Here is an 18526-nt window from a genome sequence, read left to right as displayed (position 1 = left end):
TTTAATCACCTGTAAATTTATAGCCCACACCATAGACGGTGCGAATCAGCTGCGGTTCATCGGGCTTAGGCTCCAATTTTTGCCGCAGATTCTTGATGTGGCTGTCAATGGTACGGTCAAAGCCGGTGGGCAGCGCTCCCTGGGCGATTTCCAAAAGTTCACCACGGGTAAAAACACGCCCCGGGCTTTTGGCCATGGCTGCCAGCAATTTAAACTCGGTTGCGGTTAAGTCAACTAACTGTCCACGCAGGGTAGCCTGGCGGCGCAGCGTGTCTATGACCAAATCTCCATCGGCAAACTCCATAACTTCCGCCAGCACACCGTTGTTAGACCGGTAACGGCGCAGTACTGCGTGTACCCTGGCCACCAATTCTCCCGGACTAAAAGGCTTGACAATATAATCGTCGGCACCCAGCCCCAGGCCGCGGATACGCTCTTCTTCCGCACCTTTGGCGGTAAGCATAATTATAGGAATATTATTCCCCTGCCGACGCAGCTGTTTGCAAACATCTTCGCCGGACATATGAGGCAGCATTAGGTCCAAAATAATCAGGGAAAAATTAAAATCTGACACCAACTCCAGCGCTTGCAAACCGTCGGAGGCTTCCTCCACGGCAAAGCCTTCCTTTTCCAGATAGGCACGAATTACCCGGCTGATTTTCTCCTCATCCTCAACTACCAGAATCCTGTCCATGCAGCCACCCCCATTAAACCGTTAACGCCATTATAGAATATATACAGACAAAAGGAAAGCCGGTTAATCCCCGGCTTTCCAGATTAATTACAGTGCTGCTGTTTCCTGTGCAGCAGGTTGCTGTGTTTGCGGATGCATGGGGCAGTAGCCTCCGCCGCCGTTACCGCGCCCGCCCCGACGTCCGGGACCGAAGTTGTAATCTCCTTCGTTCATGCGCTCCTGGCGGTATTCCCAGCTCTGGTCCATCCGCTCACGGGCCAGATCTGCATCTTCGGGATTAACCAGGCCTGCTTCCACCTGCTTGTCCAGAATTTCCTGTCTCAGCTGATGCTGCTTTTCATAAAGCGCTTCCAGCTCCTCCTTTTGAACATCGGTCAGCGCTAAGGCAGCCGGCACCATAATGGCCAGCACCAAAGCAACCACCAGTGCAATCAGTACGCCTTTTTTCATGTTGTCCACCTCCTGAGGGGTTTTTAATGTACACTTTAATCATACGCCGTTAATTTGCAGAACTTATGGAGGAAATATGGAGAAGTTGTGGAGATGGAAAATCCAATTGTGGAGACATTATGAATTCACCGATTAGCCCCATTCCTTATAAAGTTTTGCCACATTCTAAAGATACAATAGCACTGCAAATAAATACTACAGGAGGTAGTGAGCATGAAAAAATTCTTTGTTGTTTCACTGATGGCGCTGACGTTACTTATGTTTAGCGGCTCGGCCTTTGCCAACTCTTCAAATCATGTAGCACAAATGGCAAGGATGCACGGCGGCGAGCACATCGCCGAGTGTGCGCAAACAATGGATCAAGGTGTTTCAGCTATGGCAACCGCTGACTGTGTGATGTAAAGGTAGCTTGCCATAGGATCACTTAAATACTCCCAAATTGCAATGCGACAGGGAACGTCCCTGTCGCACTTTTTTTTGTAAGCAATTATACATTTTGCAACTGCACAGTTATGGCGATATGCAGTATTGAATCGCACGCGTTGAGGGAACCGAATAAGCGCGCCTTTCTTACTGCGGATAATACGTATTACGCACTTCTTTTGCTTTATACATATTGTCGTCGGCTTCTTTAATTAACCTTTCAAAATAGGTGTCTTTGGCATTTTCCACACCGGCCACGCCTGCGGAGACAGTAACCCGGCCGAAAGGCTCGTTTTGCCGGTGGTATATTTCAGCTCCGTAAATACCGGTTACAATACGGGAAGCAATCTCATTGGCCTCTTGTCTGGAGGTGTTGGGCAGGCAGATTACAAATTCTTCCCCTGCGTAGCGGCCACAGACATCATAAGCCCTGATATTTTGCTGAATAATTTCCACCACACGTTTTAGCGTCTTATCCCCGGCCTCACGGCCATACATATCGTTATAGCTTTTAAAGCGGTCCAAGTCCATCATCACAAAGCTGATAGGCCCTTTTTCTCTTCGCATGCGGTCAAACTCTGATTTTGCGCGCATATCAAAAGCTCCCCGGTTCAAGACTCCCAGCAGCCAGTCATTTTGATTGGCCAGTACCAGTTGAGCATTGACACGATTTAAGTCACGGGTGCGTTCCTCCACCTTTACTTCCAGGCTCTTGGCATGCTGTTCTAAATTATCATAGGCTTCAGACAATCTTTCTTCCAGAAAATCAAATGCCGAGCTGACATTTTCTATTTCGTCGCCATCCAAGACCACATCTGCGGCTTTACCGTTAAAACGTGTCAAAGTATCTCTGAGCCGGGTATCCAAAGAAGTTATTGGTTGCACAACCACTCTGGACATCACAGAAGAAGAGCTGCCAAAAAGCAACAGGAGCATTAAGCCGTAGGTGGCAGATAAAATCAAACTGGTCCGATTAGCCCCGGCATAGGCCTCCTCCAGTGGTATCCGAATAGAGAGCGCTGAAACCAACTCTCCCGGTTCTCGCCCAAAGGAGCGCTCCGGTCCGTAATAATCTACAAGCCCCGCAGGGGCCTGCTCCGCAGTGCCGTGACACTGTATACAGCCTTCCTCCATATATTCACCGGGCTGCATATAAACAAAGTATGTTTTGTCATTCCAGTCCATAACTTCCCTGATTTCATCTATTTCGCCGCTATTAAAACGTCTTAGCGCTTCAACTTCGTAGTCATATGCTTCATTTTGCGGGCTGCGGGCATTAACCGCCACCTCTTTATAGTAGTAATTAACAGGGACAAGCGGATCCAGATGCTCATTTATCTGACGAATCATATAAGTGGACGACATCAGCTCAGGGATAAAATCATCCTCTCCCAGATCCGAGGCATCAAAGAAAGAAGGCTTTTGTTCCTGGTTAATAAACGTGTGAACCGCCAGGTTCTGTGAGGCCAGCACCTGACTAAGCCGGTACGCCTCCTGATTTGCCACCCGTTTCATATTAATATTAATCACGGAAATAAAGATTACCCCAAAAAAGATTAATAATAATAAAATAGGCCGATACAATTTGCCTTTAATACTTGTCTGCCCATCATTGAACAACAATCTCCGCAGTTTCATAAGCGCCCCCCGAAATCTCTGACGTAAACCGGTGTTGCTTTAAAGCGTAAACAAGCAAAAACACCTTTGGCAACCGGCTGTCATAGCGGCATTCCGCCTTAGACCCATAGCTTTGCGTCCCCGCTTTTCAACGGATTTGCCTTTTATACTGGTGCAATTAGTAACAGCTTTTTCTTCTATCTATTCTATTCTGTTCAACGTATAACAGGTTGGCCATACTGTCAACCCATGTATCTTAACAAAACATTAATGATGTCCACATTAAGATATTTTCCCTGCTGTAGCAGGGAAAACAAGGCTGTCCGGGGAATTTCCTCCCAAAGAGGTGATGGCAATGCATGTAATGGCACTAAGCTTTACTGACAGTGATTTTACAACCCCGGGAGCCTACCGGGAGTATTTGCTGCAAACCATCCCATCCACAGAAAATCGGGAAACACTGATTGTTTTGCCTTCCTTTACCGCACTGTACCTGGCTTATCTGTTCGGGGAACTGGCAGACGTGTACGGTTTGGACGAAGCAGCCCGCAAGTTTATTGACCTCCCGCAATCGTGGCACGACGACATAACAGCATTGCACCAAACCATCGCCCGGGATCTTAATGTTTGGCTGGTACCAGGCACCACGTTTGTTCGCAGTAATAGCCGCACCTACCACCAGTCCTGCCTTATTTCACCACAGGGTGAAATCATAGGCCGGCAGCACCAGGCCTTTCTCTCCCGCCGCGAACAACGGTGGGGCCTGTCCCGCGGTGACGATCTGCATGTTTTTAAAGCAGGAAACTATACCGTGGGCATCATCATCGGCACCGATGCCTGGTACCCGGAAACAGGCCGTATCCTGGCCCTAAAGGGCGCAGACCTGGTCTGTCACCCTGGTGCCATGCCCGCCGGGGACAACCGCTGGCGGCAGCTGGCTGCCATGTGGCAGCAGGTTCAGCAGAATCAGTTTTTCTGCGTGGAAAGCCAGCTAAACAGCATGATTGCCGGTGAAGATTTTGCTGCCGCAAGCCAGATCCATGCGCCCTGTGAAATGACGGAGGGGTTTACCGGTATCCTGGCCAAAGAGTCCGCTACCGGCCTGGCCCATGCCGTGCTGGAAGCTAACACCCGGCAAAAAGTAATCAGCAAGTACCCGCTGCTAAAGTTGCAAAACCCGGCAGCTTACAGGCCCCTGGCCTGTCCGGGAGGTGTAAACATTGAAGATTAGGGAATACCTTTTACATAAATATCTGGCCTGGCGCACCCGCCCTGCACTATTGGAGCGCCACTGGCGCAGTAAAAAAGTGCGCTGGCGGCGGACTGACGAGAAACCGGACCGAAAGAAAATTCCGGTGGGCGCAGTACAGCTTGAAGTAAAACTGACAGATAACGCCGGGGAGTATATGGATGAAATGTGCCGCATTACAAACAAAGCCGCCCGACAGGGCGTGCGTCTGTTAGCCTTTCCTGAATACAGCACTTTTCCACTGCTAGGCTACATTCCCGGTATCGAAAAGCTGGCCGAAGGAACAGCAACCGACAACCAGGAAGTCTCTGTTGCCGACCTGTTCCGTTTTGCCGGCCCGTTTTTTAACCGGGTAGCCCACTTTACCTTCTCTAAACTGGCATCAACCTTTGGTCTCTATATAATGTCCGGCAGCATGCCCTATCCTGTGGAAGACAGAGTGGTTAACCGGGCCTTCCTTTATGGACCGGACGGCCAAATCCTGGGCCATCAGGACAAAGTCCATCTGATGCCCATGGAGCACGCCTGGGGATTCTCCGCCGGCGACGCCTTCAATGTCTTTGACACGCCCCTTGGTAAACTGGCCATGCCTGTCTGTATGGACGCCACCTATTTTGAAACCTTTCGCATCCTGGAAAGACAGGGCGCTGAAATTGTCATGGTGCCCATCGCCAATGCCGAAGAGTACAACTACTGGCTGGCTTTGCGCGGCATCTGGCCCCGCGTCCAGGAAAGCATGGTTTACGGCATAAAAAGTGCTCTGGTAGGACAAGTGTTGGGCCATACCCTCACCGGTAAAGCCGGCATCTTTGCCCCACTGGAGCTCACGCCAAACCAAGACGGCACCCTGGCGGAAGCTAAAACCTTCGACAGCCAGGAGTTGGTCACCGCCACCCTGGATTTAGAAGCATTACACAACCTTCGCGCTACCCACCCCTATCTGGGTGACCAAAACCCGGCGCTGATAGCTAAATACAGCCCGGCACCCGATTCCTCAATGAAATGAGCACCATTAATTGGTGCTCATTTTTATGACGCTACGAACAGCCTTTTGTAATTGGAGCGGCTAGCGAACATTAAAAGCATCGGGAGGAAATGCAGCCTGTTCCCCTTCCTTTACTTCCCGCTCCGGGTAGAACCAGAAGATAATGCCTCCAATTAAGACAAATAACGCCGCCACAGGGCCGGTTAACTGTACGCCCAGTGGTTCCACGGCTGTACGGCCGAAAAATTGCAGCATGAGTCCGGTAACAAAGGTGGAAAGGCCCATCATAATTTTTAAAACCAACCCCTGGGTGCCAAAATACATGGCTTCACGACGCTGTCCGGACAAACCGGCTTCCAGGTCTGTAATGGAGGATACGATGGCATCGGGAAGCACAAACAGGCTGGACAAGGGAATCCCGGCCAGAGCCATTACCAGATAAGCATGAACAACCGGGTCCAGGCCAAAGGGCGGACGACCGAGAAAATAAAACTGCGGCAATATCAGGACAAAGAGCGCCATGGAAATAATCATCACCGCCTTGTGTCCTATTTTTTTTGCCAGAATATTAACCAGTGGAAAAGCAATAAATGCCACACCGAAAGCGGCGGCAAACAAGATGGCGGTGTCCTCCTCCGGACGGCCCAACAACACTGTAACGTAAAACGGCAGACCCAGTGTGATAATGTTAAAGCCAAACCAAAAAGCTGCGTTTCCTGCCAGATAAAAACGGAAAGCCCGGTTCTTTAACGTGGTAAGCACCGCATCCACCAGGCCCAGTGTGGCTGGTTGGGCATCGGCATATTCCCGCTCCTTTACCAGGACCGGTAAATACATTAGCAGCATGCCAATTATGGCGGTGGTCCAGATCATGCCTCTAAAGCCCATACTACCAATAAGCAGACCGGATCCCACCAGGGCAGCAGCTACTCCCAAAAGCGAAAACACCGCCCGGTACGTAGCCATATCCACTCGGTCGTGGGCAGTACGGGCCAGCTCCGGCATCAGCGCCAGGTATGGACAGACATAGACGGTAAACATGAAGAAATATGCTCCGGCCATCACTAGTAGATAAATCACATTAGCGGTGCCATGTTCTGCGGCCGGCGGATAAAACAGTGCCACAAACACTGCGGTGTACAGCAGGGCACCAACCATCAGAAACGGTGTACGCCGTCCCAGTCGGCTGCTGCTGTTATCCGACCAGAGGGCCACCAAAGGATCGGCAATAGCGTCCACTATCCGGCCAAAAACCAGAATGGAACCAAATATCGCCGGCAGCACCAGAGGGTTTTCCCCCTCGGTATAATAAAACATCAACCAGGTAATCACAATCCGATCCAGCATGGCCCACCCTGCCGATGAAGCAGCATAAAGCAGCTTACCTTGTACAGGCAGTTGTTTAATCATCATCCAAACCTCCCTGCCCTTTCTCTGCTTTTTGCCCGAAAACGTGCCAAAGGGCCGATGCAATAAAACCTGCCGAAGAAGCAAACGCATGCCCGGTGGAAGCGCGACCCGATGAGGGAGACACTGTCTCACAGCAGAAACCGCTGTCCATCACAGCCCGTTTGAAAAACCGTCCCTGATCCAGGTTCTGCCCCAGCAAATCATTGGCTGCCGCCAATGGCCAGGGATTTGCGGCATGGCGGGACGCAGCACCGGTAATATAACCTTTTTCCCGGTAGTACGGATTGTGGGAGGAATGAATCCAGCGTACGGTATTTTGCCAGACCGGTTCCTCTTTCTCACAGAAACCGTAATGAGGCAAAAGTTGCAGGCTTCCCGGCGGGTTATCATACAACTGAAACCGGCCGGTACCGTCAACGGCCCAGGCAAACATGGGGCCGTATGGGCCTTCCACCACACCGTATCTAAAGATTGCCTCACGGAGCAGCTTGGCAGCTTCATTCATGTCATAACTAAACTGCCATCCCTGTTTCTGCAGTGCACCCAAAAACTCCAAGGCTCTTTGCGCCAGAGCATTATCATAAACCAGATAAGGATACTTGACCGGATCATCTGAGGGATCCAAAAATGTTTCGTACAAACCTGTGGTTTCATCACGGCAACCTGACAGCTTTGCTGCCACCACAGTGAGGCCCCGCCTGATACATTCCTCTTCCAGAATCGAGCGGTCTCCTGTTTCCTGCAGGTACAGTTTTAGGGCCAGCACGTAGGAAGACAGTTGATCCAGTTCAAAGCCGGGATACAAAAGTACGCCGTTAATGTAATGGGCATGCTCTCCCGCCCGCTCCAGATGACGACGATAACAAGCCAAGAGCACCTGCTTTGCCCCTTCCGGCTCGCAAAGAAGCAGACCGGGAAAGCTCCAAAGTAACGTATCCCGACTCCAAAAAGCAGCACTAACGTAATAACGGGGGCTTCTGGAGGTAACCGGCACCCAGTCATCGGTATCGATGGCTCTGCCCAAAGCAAAGAAATAATTGAAAAAGAGATTACGGTTAGCCGCAGAGCCCAGTTGCTTCATGGGCAAATTACGTTCTGCAAGCCACTTTTCTGTCTGGGCCAATAAGGCCTGCCAACCATGACGGCGCAAATCCACCACTGTGGTTCCGGCACCGCTTCCTTCAATGTTAACGGCTATATAGAGAGGAACAACCAACTCTTCCCCGGGCATAAGTTTAGCCGCCTTACCCGCATCAGCCCGGCAGGCACCGCCTGTGGCAGGCCGCGACCACCAGGGCTCTGCCAAATCCAATCCCAATGCCAGCGAGACCAACGGCAAACCATCTCCCACATTTAACAGGAAGCTATTGGTCCAGCGGTCAAACTCGCAGCGGATACCGGCTGTAATTTGCCGGGCACGGAAAATATGGTGGATTATGCGGCCAAAATTTACGGAGAAACCGGCTTCTGTCATCACCGGGCGTCGGTGGTTGTTTTTTACCCGCAGTAAAAACACTGCGCCGCTATGTCCCGGGGGAGCAAAGATACTACCCCGCACAGTCAGAGAACCAACCGTGGCAGTAAAGGAGGGTAGCCAGTGCTTGCGGTAAGACCAGGCCAGCTTCAGGGAAACATCCCTGCCGTCCAATTTAAAATAAGGTTTGAGCAAAGGTTTATCATCGCCGCCGGCAAGCTCCAAAAGACCCAGCGACCCCATATGCAAAACCGTTGCATTATTAACGGCACCGTCCTTGGGGTTAATATCCGGAAATGATATGTACTCATTGCCATGCATAAATAAGGTACGGTACGAGTCAGCCTCCTGCGGCACCGTCAAAATATCTTCAGGCATCACGCATCACCTACTTTATTAAATTTATTCACTTGCAAATATAACTTGAGTATAACTTTGACACCAACAGAAAAAAACCTCTAACCAGGGGTCGGATCCGACATAACCACATTTCTTTAAAATCGTTTACTCTCGGGCTCCCCATTAGTTTAGTCAAAATATCGGACCTGACCCCTCATATTCTGCAATTCATTTTTATTTTTGGGTAAGCTGATAAAAGAAAGAACCGTCTCTGGGAGGTTTTGCTTTTGTACGGGAAAAAGCTAAAAAAAGCGGCCCTTGTGGGCACTGGATTATTAGGTGGAAGTGTGGCGGCTACTATTCTTGGCCGCGGGGCAGTTAACCGTGTCCATGACGCATCACTGAAAGTTTTAATGAATGATCTTTATGATGAAAATATCTGGGAGCTGGTTTCCGCAGCAACCCGACTTGGACTGCAGAATGTGGTGGAAACAAACTTGCGCTCCTCTGAGGGCAAGGTCATTGAAAGACCCATGGGCTCTCCCAAAAAGTTTCCGGGCCTGGAAGATTTGTTGTTTACCATCTCACAAATGTATAATCTGCCCATTCCCTTAGAGCAGACCACCGACTCCAGTGTAACCATCGGCAAAAAATCTGAAAAGCCGTTTACCATCAGCATGCCTATTATGATTGCGCCTATGGCCTACGGTGTGGCATTAAGCAAAAAAGCTAAAATTGCCCTGGCCAAGGGGTCGGCCATGGCCGGAACCGGTACAAATACCGGGGAAGGGCCATTTTTGCCGGAAGAACGCCAGGCTGCAAAATATTTAATCTACCAGTTCCATCGCGGCGACTGGGGTAAAACTCCGGGAATTATGCGGCAATGTGATGCCATAGAAATTCAGTTGGGGCAGGGCTCCATCAGTGGAGTAGGCCATATCTTCCATTCCAAGGATATGGACAAAGAACTGCGCACTGCCTTTGGCTTTCCCAAAGGAAGAGATGCGGTTGCCCACTCCATGCAGCCCGGTGTTTCCTCACCAAAAGATTTAAAAGATCTGGTGGATAGATTAAGAGATGTGGGCGGGGGTATTCCAATTGGCGTTAAAATGGCCGCCGGCAAATTTCTGGAAAAAGATCTGGAAATTATCTGCAATGCCGGTGTGGACTTTATTGCTCTGGAAGGAGCAGAAGCAGCCACCAAAGCTTCGCCACCAATTCTCCAGGATGATTTTGGTGTACCCATGATTTTTGCCATTTACCGTGCCGCCAGGTGGCTGGAGAAGAATAACTATAAGAACCAGGTCAGTCTCATCGCCAGCGGAAAAATGAGAACTCCCGGTGATATTCTTAAAGCCTGCGCCCTTGGTGCAGACGCCTGCTATATCGGGACCATTGCTCTCTTTGCCATGTCACACACTCAGGTTTTAAAAGCTCTGCCCTTTGAACCTCCCACTCAGGTTGTATGGTACCACGGCAAATACCAGAACAAGTTCAACATTGAAGAAGGGGCTAAATATCTCAATCAATTTTTGCGCTCCTGCAAGGAGGAGATCAATCACGGGATCAAAGCCCTGGGCAAAACAAGCCTGCAGGATGTGGGATTGAATGAATTAATGGCCACCTCGGAAATGGTCTCCAAAGGCTGTAACCTGCCCATGGTGTATGAACCTTACGGCTAAGATAAAGCTTCTGTCCAAAACAGAGGCTTTTTTTTTTATATATTTTCATTGACAGAATGATATGCACACGCTAAGATGTTAGTGAGTACTAACATAATATGCAGGAGGGCTAATTGTGCAAAAGTTATTCGCAAGGCTTAGCGAAAAGATCATGAAGAAACCGGTTCTTACCGTGTTTTGCGCTTTACTGGTTGCTGTTTTTTTCGTAGCAGGGGTATTACAAATCAGGATGGCTACAGGAAATGAGACGTTTATCAGAACCGATACAGATACCTATCGTAACAACCTCCAGCTGGAGAATACCTTCGGCGGAGAAAACATTATGATTCATCTAAAAACTGAAGATATGGCCGATTTACTGACGGTTGAAAACTTAGACCGATTTGATACTCTGGAAAGACGATTGCTGCAGAATGAGAATGTGTACTCAGTAATCGGACCGGCCTCCACAGTCCGGCACATCACGGCAAAACAGGCAGATAACATCCTGGACAATGTGGGCGAGATGCGTGACGGACTGGCGGAAATGAGTGAAAGACTGAGTGATATCGCTCTTGCCATGACAGAAATGGAGGAAAACGCGCCGGAAATCGATTTTTCACAAATGACCGGCCAGTTTGAGCAATCCTCCAAAGCACTGGAGCAACTCATTGCCGGTCAGCAACAACTGGGTACCGGTATTGACAATCTCACCAACGGTTACGGTGAGTTCGGCAACATGGTAACCGATGTGGCGATAAATGTAGAGCAGATTGGCGGCGGTCTGGAGGCAGAACTGCAAAAACTGCCGCTGCCGGAACAAGAAAAGCAGGAACTTTTGCAAAAAACAGCAGGCCTGCGGCAAAGTGCTGCTGCGCTAAACCAGGCAGGCAGCAATATGCTGGCCATTGCTGATGAATCACAGTCTCTGCAACAAGTACCTCTGCAGACTGCTGACGGACTCACCGCCATGCAGCAGGGCCTCACGGCTCAGTCCGGGCAGCTGTCGGCAATGGAAAACGAAATTCCCGACATCAGCCAATTAGCAGAACTGGGTGAAGGGCTGGAAACATTTTCGGAGAAGCTGCTCCATATCTCACAGGGGCTGGACACGTTGTTAGAAAACAGCAACATTATGAGTCCCGCTCTGCCGTCCAATCAAGACACTCTGGAAATGATTTTATATGATGACGGTGACCTGCGGCCCATGTTCTCCCAGATGGTTATTGATGACTATAATGCCCTATTGGTGGTCCGCCTTACCGGCAATGCAGCAGACAGCCAAATCGAAGAAGTGGTTACCCTGATTAACAACACTCTGGATCGTGATCCGTTAGAAGGCACAGATGTTACAGTAACCGGCAAACCGGTACTGGATATTGCCCTACGCACAGAAATGAGAAGCAGCATGCAAAGAATGGTCATCAGTGCCCTCATTCTAATGGTGATTATTGTTTCTGTGGTGTTTAAAGTGCGCTGGCGCCTCTTCCCTTTGGTTGTTAACTTCGGTGCGGTAGTAGCTTCCATGGGATTGATGGCGCATCTGGGAATTCCCATGACCATGGTATCCATGGCCGCCTTTCCCATTCTAATCGGACTGGGCATAGATTACTCAATCCAGTTCCATAACCGGTACGAGGAAGAATATGTGACTGAGGAGGCAAACAACAATGAGATTTAACCGGATTTTTAGAAACACCTACAAATATATGGGCCCTTCTGTCTTGATTGCCATGGTGGCCACCATTCTGGGTTTTACCGCCCTCTTTATTTCTCCGGTGCCGATGATTGCCGATTTTGGCAAAACATTGACCCTGGGCCTTGCGGTAAGCTTCCTGGCGGCCCTAATCATTCTTACCACAAACCTGTATATCAGGGATAAATATTTCTGTGACCATACAGCAGCAAAAGCCTGCCAACTTCCCCCGGAAAACAAGTGGTTGGAAACAATGCTGGCTAAACTGACAAAGCTTGTGCTGTCCAAAAAGTTCCTGATTCTCACCATATGCCTGGCCATTACAGTCTGGGGGTTTTTCGGTGATACAAACGTGGGAGTGCAAACAGACATTGAAACCTTTATGCCGCAGGACACTCCGGAACTTGTTGAAATCCGGGAATTTCGGGATCTGATGGGCTCCACCGACCAACTGGCCATTATGGTTCAGGGTTCTGACTTGTTAGACGATAAAAATCTGGCGTGGGTAGATACCTTAACCACAGGAGTGGAAAATCAGTTCCCTGAAATCATCGATAGCACAGTCTCCATAACCGGGCTGTTTGGGGAGACAGTGGACAACGAAACACTTACGAAACAAAACATGTCGGACTTTCTGGACGACCTCCCTGAAACCCAGCGGAAGCTCTTTATTGATGAAGACCGGCAAACAACTATTATCACCCTTAATATTGCCCGCTTAGAAAACGATTCGGTAAAGACCTTTATTAATGACCTTAATCAATACCTGGCGGATAATGAACTGCAGGGTATAGAACCTACCGTTACAGGTCAGGCAGTAATCGATGCCGAGATGTTGTCGGCCCTAACCAGCGGACGGATGGAAATGTCACTTTTGGGAATCGGACTGGTATTTATGGGACTGCTGTTTATTTACCGCAGCTTCCTCAAAGCCATTGTCCCGGTCTTTCCCATCAGCCTTATTATCGGCTGGTCAGGGGGAGCCATGTATCTTTTGGGTCTGGATTACACGCCGCTAACAGCAACCATGGGGGCCTTAATTATCGGAATTGGTACGGAATTTACAATTCTTTTGATGGAAAGATACTTTGAAGAGAAAGCAAAAGGCGCCTCCAAGGAAGAAGCCATGGTTACAACCGTAAGCAAAATCGGGCAACCAATTCTGGCATCAGGCCTGACCACCATCGGCGGGTTTAGCGCCCTGCTTTTCTCAGACTTCCTCATTCTCAGAGAATTTGGGGTTGTGACCCTGCTTAACATCACATTTTGCCTTATCAGCGCCTTGGTTGTTCTGCCCCCGCTAATCATTATGCTCGACCGAAACAAAACAAAATCCGTTTCTGCTGTTAACCCAGCCTAGCAAAACAAAAGCATCACTCCCAACACAATGGGGGTGATGCTTTTTTCATACTTCGTTTTTAGATTTTCAGGTTTACACAGTCTTCCAGAAGTGCGCACAACCCACAGGTTTTATCTGCCTGATGGCTTTGAACGGCCAATACTCTGAATGTCTCTTTCCCTGCTTGCAGATGCCGGTTTTTCCCTGAAGGGACCACGGTGACATCACCCTCAGTCAAAGGGTAGGTCTCTTTCTCAATTACCACCGCCCCCTCACCTTCGATGACAAACAACAAGACAGGGGCATCTACCACACAATTTTCCGCAGCTTGCCCGGCCTCAAGCTTTACTTTCACCGCTTTGACATCCGGGTTATTAAAGACCATATTTTTCATGCCAGGTTCAGTGGAAAGTATGTTAACTATTTTCTGCACCACCATCACCTCTTTCTTTTTCGAACCGCTCCAGAAGCGGATCAATCGCATTTTGCAAAAACATTTCCAGATCTTCTTTATAATTTGTCTTCTTGGGCACGAAAATTCCACTAAGGATATAACCGGTTATCAATCGTACCAACAGCTCTCTCTGCCTGAGCGGATACACTGAAAACACCTTTTCAATTCTGGCCATTACACCCGCAATGGGATTTTCATTTCTTTCGGCCAAAAAGCTTTCCATAACCACCAACCGTACCAAGTCCCGCTCTTCCAACAGAAAGCGGAGTTGGTTCTCCATTAGATCCCGGACAGTTTTACGCACGTCACTTTGCTCGTTAACATCTAGACTATCTAAATACGAAACCAGCGGGTGGATGACAGCAAGGAAAATTTCATCCTTGGTGGAAAAATGCCTAAACAGCGTCATCTCCGAAACCCCTGCCTCTTTGGCAATTTGCACCGTAGTGGTCCCTTTGTATCCGTTGGTAATAAACAGTTTCTTTGCCGCTGTTAAGATGGCCTGTTGTGTTTCCGCTTTCTTCATAATTCCCTCCAGTGTTAGTGTCAGCTAACTTTAGCTTACGCAAGCCCTCTATTAATGTCAAGTATTACCGTTATTTCCACGGCAAGCATGCATTGTTAGCACATACTAACATTATGGGCTGTATTTACACAACTGTCAAGAGAGTGCTTAACAAACATAAAATTATGTTTAGCTCTGTACATTAGAAATTTATAATTTATAATGAAATTACTAACCCCTTATCTGTCAAAATCAGCCCATATAGGGCATGCACATCAGTTGATGCCTTAAGAAAAATCACAAAACCTGAGGAGCGATTAATATTGAAAATTATACTGGCACCGGACAGCTTTAAAGGCAGCCTGACGGCAACCGAAGTAACCGAAAGTATGGCCCGTGGCGTACAGCGGGTCTTTCCCCAGGCAGAAATCATTAAGCTACCGTTTTCCGACGGCGGCGAGGGCTTAGTCCATGCACTGGTAAATGCCACAGGAGGAGAAATCCGCAAGCAAAAAGTGACCGGCCCTCTTGGTGAGGAGTTATTGGCTTTTTGGGGTGTTCTGGGGGACCGGGAAACGGCAGTCATTGAAATGGCTGCTGCCTCAGGCTTGCTTCTTGTTCCTGAAGAAAAAAGAAACCCTCTGATTGCCACCACCTATGGTACCGGAGAGCTAATTAAAGCAGCTTTGTCTGCAGGCTTTACCAGGCTCATTATCGGGATAGGCGGCAGTGCCACCAATGACGGTGGAGCAGGTATGGCTCAGGCTCTGGGGGCAGGCCTCACAGACCATGAAGGAAACGAACTCCCCTTTGGCGGAGCAGCACTGGCCCGCCTGGCCCACATTGACACCTCCCAGATAAACCCATTAATTAAGGATGCAGAGATTCTGGTTGCCTGTGATGTCAACAATCCATTAACAGGCCCAACAGGAGCATCGGCAATATACGGCCCTCAAAAGGGAGCTACCGCAGAGATGGTGGCCCAGCTGGATGAAAGCCTGAAACATTACGCGCAAATAATTTTGCGCGATCTAAACATCGCCGTGGAACAAATCCCGGGAGCAGGCGCTGCAGGGGGACTGGGCGCCGGCATCATGGCCTTTCTCGGTGGTTCCCTGCGCTCCGGGATTGACCTGGTTATGGATACAGTAGGTTTTACCGAAAAACTGGCCAATTGCGATCTGATCATAACCGGGGAGGGCAAACTTGATGCCCAGTCGGCCTATGGCAAAGTGCCGGTAGGCGTGGCTCGTAAAGCTAAGGAGAAAAAAGTTCCCGTTGTGGTCCTGGCCGGCAGTGTTGAAACAACAGCAACAGCGCTTCACCAGGAAGGGGTTACAGCCTTTTTTTCAATCTGCACCGGTCCAATGGAACTAGAGCAGGCCATCTCCCAAACCGCAGCTCTATTGGAGCATACCACAGAAGAGGTGCTGCGGTTATGCAAAGGCACCTTTCTAAGAAAGTAAAGACTGGCAACCTTCAGTCATTTTTCTTGTTACGCTCCTTTGGAAATTGCAGGTTCACTAAGTCGCTTTTCCGGTAACACCAGGCTAATTATACTACCGGCTAACGCAGCAGCGGCTGCCACCAGAATCGCATATCTGTATTGACCGGTTCCGTCATATATCACTCCGGCAATCCAGGGTGCAGTTAAACCCGCTATCCCCCATGCCGTCATTAACATACCAAATACTTTAGCCAGTTGTTCTCTGCCAAAATAGACTGATACTGAAAGCGGGTAAGTGCAGGCGTTTGCTCCATAGGCAAAACCAATGAGAAGCATAGCAACAAGAGCAACCCAGACAATGGGGAAAAAAGCCAGGGCCAGTAAAACTGTAGCAGCGGAAGCCATTACCACCGTCAGAACCCGCCTGGCAGGAAAGTGCTGGCTTAGCCATCCTCCGCTAAGACGACCGGTGACATTGCCGATATTGACAAACATTGTTCCCAGTGCAATCTGAGCAGGAGCTCCCCCATACGCACTGATAATCCCTGCAGCATGGCCGATTACCATCAGGCCGGCCATGGCTCCCAGACCAAAACCAAACCACAGAACAACAAAAATTTTATTATTTACCGGTGCCGCATCCTGATACACTGCTACAGGAGGACAGGCCATGGTGGTGCCTGCCAGGACCAATAACATCCCCACAATCACCGCTGCAAACAATAAAAACAATGCCAAAGCATAAAAAGTGTTCCACACGCCAAGCGCTTCGATGGCATAAACAAGTATGGGCGCAGAGACCACAGAACCCACTGCATAACAAGCGGTTACAAACCCTGTGGCTACTCCGGTATTATGCTGCAATTCCGTATTAATCAGCTGCAGCGTCAGATTATAACCTACGCCATTGGCAATACCATAAATTATGCCATAGCCCACAATAACAACAGGCAATGACATACTGCCGGCGGCAACAGCTATTCCCAATGCCCCGACCAGCAACGCACCGGAGGCCACAGCAGCAGCACGTACCCGCCGGTAAACCGGTGCGCCAAATAATACGCCCAGTGTAAAACAGATGGTGGCAAAGGAAAATACAGCGCTAACCTCGGAACGAGAGACAGCAAGAGTTTGCTGCAATGGCTCCAAAAAAACACTCCAGGCATAAAAAGAACCCAGTGAAAAGTTTAATAGACTACAGCCGGCAATTAAAATAATGGGACGCTTTTTTCTGTTGATCTCCTGCAACAAGACACTTCCCCCTCAGATATTGTTCAGAATATTTGCAAAATTATATTTGTAGCATTCTACTGCTATAATGAAATTCCTGCTAACACAATGAAAACTGAAACTTAGCTTGTAGGCCGGTAAATCAAAAGCCCCCATCTTTCTAGCGAGATGGGGGCTTCCATGTCTAAGCATACGTCTAGTCACAACCAGATCACTATTAATATTTACCTGACAAACCTACCACCAAATAAAAGGGACAATACAAACAATACTACAAAGATGAAGAAAATAAACCGGGCAATGTCAGCAGAAGCCTGTGCTATGCCTGTAAAACCAAAGATTGCGGCAATTATGGCTACAACCAGGAAGATTAACGCCCATCGCAACAAGCTAATCACCTCCGATTATTTGTTTTTTTGATTATCATCATTCTAACACCTTCACAGGCCGTTATTATTACAAAAAAAGAAAAGCCGGCCTCATCCTCAGGATTGCAAGCTTTCATTAATCACTAGGGTATGTTTTTTTCGTAAATCAAGGTTTTAGTTCTGGTTGCTCATAAACATTTCCCAGTACTTCCATGGCCATATCACTTTTTATAAATAACTCTTCACCCTGAACATCAACATAGTATACTGCCCCTCTTCCCTCCACATGCCCGGTATATTCTTTTCCGGTCTGGGAATCTGTTATCTTTACAATGTCTCCAACATAGACCGGCTTCTGGTTTACATCTTTAATACCAAGAGACTGCATTAAAATACAGTCCCGCCCGATTTTATGCATACGGTTTGCAAAGCCGTATTTGCTGTCAAGTATAACCTCGCCGGTATGAATCTGCAAAACCTGTACCGGAGACATCTGCCACTTATATGTCCATTCCTTAGACGCTGCGTCAAACGACTGCTTAACTTTGTACCAGATGCGAAACATTGGGATATCCATCTTCTCACCTCCCTCTTATGGTGCCTATTTGCCACAAAATTAATTTGACCATAATCTGCCATTTATTATATTTAGCATTTTATGCCCATCGCTGAGAAATACTAACTTAAGTATTCACATAAAGGGGCGTTAATCTTTGAAATACAATAAGCCATTATATGCAGTTTTAATCGGAATGGCAATTGCATTTATCTTTGAAGCGTATACTCAGATCGCCAAGCTTCTTGGCCTTACCCCATTGAGTATTTTTGAAACGAACAGTTCTTTATTTATGGCCGAACCAAGCTGGATCATCGGCCTTTTAACAACGCCGCTTACGGGTGCTCTGGTCGGCTTCGTCATTTATCAAATGACCCGTTATGTAGGAGAAGATTATCTCTATTTAAAAAGTGCCCTGTTTAGTATGTTTACCTGGGCCGCAGTTCAGATTATGATAAGCTTTGCCGGACAATCGGATATGGTTCATTCGGTTAGCGGCAATGTGGTTATGGCAATGGGCGCAGCCCTTGTCGGAGCTCTGGCTGGCTACTTAATCAGTAAATTCCTTTTAAGCAAAACGGATAGCATAAAATAAAGCATAAGTTTGCCAATTGCAAACTTATGCCCCG

The 18526-nt window shown here is 48.5% G+C and carries 18 protein-coding genes and 1 riboswitch; of the genes, 8 read left to right on the top strand and 10 right to left on the bottom strand.

Features of this window, described 5'->3' with window-relative positions; translation table 11 throughout:
* Position 1 precedes the first annotated feature (1 nt).
* Together DEALDRAFT_RS00545 and DEALDRAFT_RS00540 are read right to left on the bottom strand one after the other, a co-directional pair.
* Positions 2 to 694, bottom strand: a complete 693-nt coding sequence (locus DEALDRAFT_RS00545) for a response regulator transcription factor (RefSeq protein ID WP_008513833.1) — start codon at positions 692 to 694, stop codon at positions 2 to 4.
* A gap of 87 nt (positions 695 to 781) precedes the next feature.
* Positions 782 to 1144, bottom strand: coding sequence for a DUF2680 domain-containing protein (locus DEALDRAFT_RS00540; RefSeq protein ID WP_008513832.1), 363 nt, complete (start codon positions 1142 to 1144; stop codon positions 782 to 784).
* 213 nt (positions 1145 to 1357) lie between these two features.
* Between DEALDRAFT_RS00540 and DEALDRAFT_RS00535 the strand changes: the two genes are divergently transcribed.
* Positions 1358 to 1546: a hypothetical protein gene (locus DEALDRAFT_RS00535; protein ID WP_008513831.1), complete on the top strand. Its 189-nt coding sequence runs from the start codon at positions 1358 to 1360 to the stop codon at positions 1544 to 1546.
* A 168-nt stretch (positions 1547 to 1714) separates the two neighbouring features.
* Here DEALDRAFT_RS00535 and DEALDRAFT_RS15700 read toward each other — a convergent pair whose 3' ends face one another.
* Entirely contained in the window at positions 1715 to 3205 is a 1491-nt protein-coding gene (locus tag DEALDRAFT_RS15700) for a diguanylate cyclase (protein ID WP_008513829.1), read from the bottom strand.
* A 65-nt stretch (positions 3206 to 3270) separates the two neighbouring features.
* Positions 3271 to 3356: riboswitch (cyclic di-GMP riboswitch) on the bottom strand.
* 183 nt (positions 3357 to 3539) lie between these two features.
* Here DEALDRAFT_RS15700 and DEALDRAFT_RS00525 point away from each other — a divergent pair.
* The gene (locus DEALDRAFT_RS00525; protein ID WP_008513827.1) at positions 3540 to 4415 is read left to right on the top strand and encodes a carbon-nitrogen hydrolase family protein; all 876 of its coding nucleotides are present in this window, start codon (positions 3540 to 3542) and stop codon (positions 4413 to 4415) included.
* Entirely contained in the window at positions 4405 to 5439 is a 1035-nt protein-coding gene (locus DEALDRAFT_RS00520; protein ID WP_008513825.1) for a carbon-nitrogen hydrolase family protein, read from the top strand. Before DEALDRAFT_RS00525 ends, DEALDRAFT_RS00520 begins: the two co-directional genes overlap by 11 nt.
* Positions 5440 to 5499: 60 nt before the next feature.
* On the opposite strand, the gene DEALDRAFT_RS00515 is transcribed toward DEALDRAFT_RS00520, so the two are convergent.
* Entirely contained in the window at positions 5500 to 6831 is a 1332-nt protein-coding gene (locus DEALDRAFT_RS00515) for an MFS transporter (RefSeq protein ID WP_161598004.1), read from the bottom strand.
* The gene (locus DEALDRAFT_RS00510; RefSeq protein WP_008513822.1) at positions 6821 to 8680 is read right to left on the bottom strand and encodes a glycoside hydrolase family 125 protein; all 1860 of its coding nucleotides are present in this window, start codon (positions 8678 to 8680) and stop codon (positions 6821 to 6823) included. Before DEALDRAFT_RS00510 ends, DEALDRAFT_RS00515 begins: the two co-directional genes overlap by 11 nt.
* 248 nt (positions 8681 to 8928) lie before the next feature.
* On the opposite strand from DEALDRAFT_RS00510, the gene DEALDRAFT_RS00505 reads away from it, so the two are divergent.
* The 3 genes from DEALDRAFT_RS00505 (at position 8929) to DEALDRAFT_RS00495 (ending at position 13358) form a co-directional block, all read left to right on the top strand.
* Entirely contained in the window at positions 8929 to 10323 is a 1395-nt protein-coding gene (locus DEALDRAFT_RS00505; RefSeq protein ID WP_008513819.1) for an FMN-binding glutamate synthase family protein, read from the top strand.
* Positions 10324 to 10438: 115 nt separating this feature from the next.
* Positions 10439 to 11983: an MMPL family transporter gene (locus DEALDRAFT_RS15695; RefSeq protein WP_008513817.1), complete on the top strand. Its 1545-nt coding sequence runs from the start codon at positions 10439 to 10441 to the stop codon at positions 11981 to 11983.
* Positions 11973 to 13358, top strand: coding sequence for an efflux RND transporter permease subunit (locus DEALDRAFT_RS00495; protein WP_008513816.1), 1386 nt, complete (start codon positions 11973 to 11975; stop codon positions 13356 to 13358). Before DEALDRAFT_RS15695 ends, DEALDRAFT_RS00495 begins: the two co-directional genes overlap by 11 nt.
* Positions 13359 to 13416: 58 nt before the next feature.
* On the opposite strand, the gene DEALDRAFT_RS00490 is transcribed toward DEALDRAFT_RS00495, so the two are convergent.
* Entirely contained in the window at positions 13417 to 13770 is a 354-nt protein-coding gene (locus DEALDRAFT_RS00490) for a cupin domain-containing protein (RefSeq protein WP_008513814.1), read from the bottom strand.
* A complete protein-coding gene (locus DEALDRAFT_RS15690) occupies positions 13754 to 14317 on the bottom strand; it encodes a TetR/AcrR family transcriptional regulator (protein ID WP_008513813.1) in 564 nt (187 codons plus the stop codon). The genes DEALDRAFT_RS00490 and DEALDRAFT_RS15690 overlap by 17 nt, the downstream gene beginning before the upstream one ends.
* Positions 14318 to 14619: 302 nt before the next feature.
* Here DEALDRAFT_RS15690 and DEALDRAFT_RS00480 point away from each other — a divergent pair, with 302 nt between their 5' ends.
* Positions 14620 to 15762, top strand: a complete 1143-nt coding sequence (locus tag DEALDRAFT_RS00480) for a glycerate kinase family protein (protein WP_008513811.1) — start codon at positions 14620 to 14622, stop codon at positions 15760 to 15762.
* 29 nt (positions 15763 to 15791) lie between these two features.
* Here DEALDRAFT_RS00480 and DEALDRAFT_RS00475 read toward each other — a convergent pair whose 3' ends face one another.
* From DEALDRAFT_RS00475 to DEALDRAFT_RS15685, 3 genes are all read right to left on the bottom strand, one after another.
* Positions 15792 to 16994, bottom strand: coding sequence for an MFS transporter (locus DEALDRAFT_RS00475; protein ID WP_008513809.1), 1203 nt, complete (start codon positions 16992 to 16994; stop codon positions 15792 to 15794).
* Positions 16995 to 17197: 203 nt separating this feature from the next.
* Entirely contained in the window at positions 17198 to 17362 is a 165-nt protein-coding gene (locus DEALDRAFT_RS16335; protein ID WP_008513807.1) for a DUF1328 domain-containing protein, read from the bottom strand.
* A 145-nt stretch (positions 17363 to 17507) separates the two neighbouring features.
* A complete protein-coding gene (locus tag DEALDRAFT_RS15685; RefSeq protein WP_008513805.1) occupies positions 17508 to 17918 on the bottom strand; it encodes a YopX family protein in 411 nt (136 codons plus the stop codon).
* A gap of 136 nt (positions 17919 to 18054) precedes the next feature.
* Here DEALDRAFT_RS15685 and DEALDRAFT_RS00460 point away from each other — a divergent pair, with 136 nt between their 5' ends.
* Entirely contained in the window at positions 18055 to 18492 is a 438-nt protein-coding gene (locus DEALDRAFT_RS00460; protein ID WP_008513804.1) for a hypothetical protein, read from the top strand.
* Positions 18493 to 18526 lie beyond the last annotated feature (34 nt).

Origin of the sequence: Dethiobacter alkaliphilus AHT 1 (genome assembly GCF_000174415.1) — a bacterium.
Classification (GTDB): Bacteria; Bacillota; Dethiobacteria; order Dethiobacterales; family Dethiobacteraceae; genus Dethiobacter; species Dethiobacter alkaliphilus.
Note: the sequence above shows the minus strand (reverse complement) of the source record. Positions and strands in the feature narration are given on the sequence as shown.

Bases quoted from the DNA above. Each gene is read 5' to 3' on its own strand.
- DEALDRAFT_RS00545 (WP_008513833.1), bottom strand. From the start codon at position 694: ATGGACAGGATTCTGGTAGTTGAGGATGAGGAGAAAATCAGCCGGGTA.
- DEALDRAFT_RS00540 (WP_008513832.1), bottom strand. From the start codon at position 1,144: ATGAAAAAAGGCGTACTGATTGCACTGGTGGTTGCTTTGGTGCTGGCC.
- DEALDRAFT_RS00535 (WP_008513831.1), top strand. From the start codon at position 1,358: ATGAAAAAATTCTTTGTTGTTTCACTGATGGCGCTGACGTTACTTATG.
- DEALDRAFT_RS15700 (WP_008513829.1), bottom strand. From the start codon at position 3,205: ATGAAACTGCGGAGATTGTTGTTCAATGATGGGCAGACAAGTATTAAA.
- DEALDRAFT_RS00525 (WP_008513827.1), top strand. From the start codon at position 3,540: ATGCATGTAATGGCACTAAGCTTTACTGACAGTGATTTTACAACCCCG.
- DEALDRAFT_RS00515 (WP_161598004.1), bottom strand. From the start codon at position 6,831: ATGATGATTAAACAACTGCCTGTACAAGGTAAGCTGCTTTATGCTGCT.
- DEALDRAFT_RS00510 (WP_008513822.1), bottom strand. From the start codon at position 8,680: ATGCCTGAAGATATTTTGACGGTGCCGCAGGAGGCTGACTCGTACCGT.
- DEALDRAFT_RS00495 (WP_008513816.1), top strand. From the start codon at position 11,973: ATGAGATTTAACCGGATTTTTAGAAACACCTACAAATATATGGGCCCT.
- DEALDRAFT_RS15690 (WP_008513813.1), bottom strand. From the start codon at position 14,317: ATGAAGAAAGCGGAAACACAACAGGCCATCTTAACAGCGGCAAAGAAA.
- DEALDRAFT_RS15685 (WP_008513805.1), bottom strand. From the start codon at position 17,918: ATGGATATCCCAATGTTTCGCATCTGGTACAAAGTTAAGCAGTCGTTT.